Origin of the sequence: Grimontia celer, assembly GCF_900055185.1 — a bacterium.
Classification (GTDB): domain Bacteria; phylum Pseudomonadota; class Gammaproteobacteria; order Enterobacterales; family Vibrionaceae; genus Enterovibrio; species Enterovibrio celer.
Window position 1 is genome coordinate 1 of record NZ_FIZX01000059.1, and the last position, 547, is coordinate 547.

2 protein-coding genes are annotated in these 547 nt (G+C 46.6%); one reads left to right on the forward strand and one right to left on the reverse strand.

Annotation, left to right across the window (positions count from 1 at the left end):
• The first annotated feature begins 85 nt into the window (after positions 1–85).
• A complete protein-coding gene (locus GCE9029_RS26635) occupies positions 86–307 on the forward strand; it encodes a hypothetical protein (protein ID WP_062667989.1) in 222 nt (73 codons plus the stop codon).
• 15 nt (positions 308–322) lie between these two features.
• On the opposite strand, the gene GCE9029_RS25415 is transcribed toward GCE9029_RS26635, so the two are convergent.
• The coding region (locus GCE9029_RS25415; RefSeq protein ID WP_197475434.1) for a helix-turn-helix domain-containing protein at positions 323–547 on the reverse strand (225 nt) is incomplete at its 5' end.

The following is a 547-nucleotide window of genomic DNA, read 5'->3' on the forward strand; positions in this document are numbered from 1 at the left end:
GAAGCTGCGCATTTTAGCGTCAGCTTGCTTAATTTGTCCGGCCTCCTTCTAAACGCTTTCAGCCCCGCATCAATCTCTCAAAAGTGTGATTTGCCATACCCGCCGACAGTCCACCATCGACGTCGATCCATCAAGTATTGCCATCGGTCATATCTACATGCAGGAATATTCTGTTTATTTCATCCGCAAGATTTGCTTCATCATGGGAGCAAATGGTCAAAACCTTGGTGCCAGTGTCAACAACAATGCCAGTGCCGATGATATTACAGAGCGTTTCCCTAACGCCCTATTTTTTGACACGACATAGACGAGCATCGAGCGGTCAGAAAAACCCCTCTAACGGATCGCCCCCCTCATAGTGTTCAAACTGCATCAAAGCACCTATAAACAAATTCTGCAGATCAAGCTGAGAACCGATATCAAGTTTTTTGTAACTGTTACGCAAGTGGACCCGTACGGTTCCCGGAGAGATAAATAACTTGTCGGCAATGGCTGCTGGAGAATACCCCTGTAATACCATACGGATAACAGCGCACTCACGTTCTGT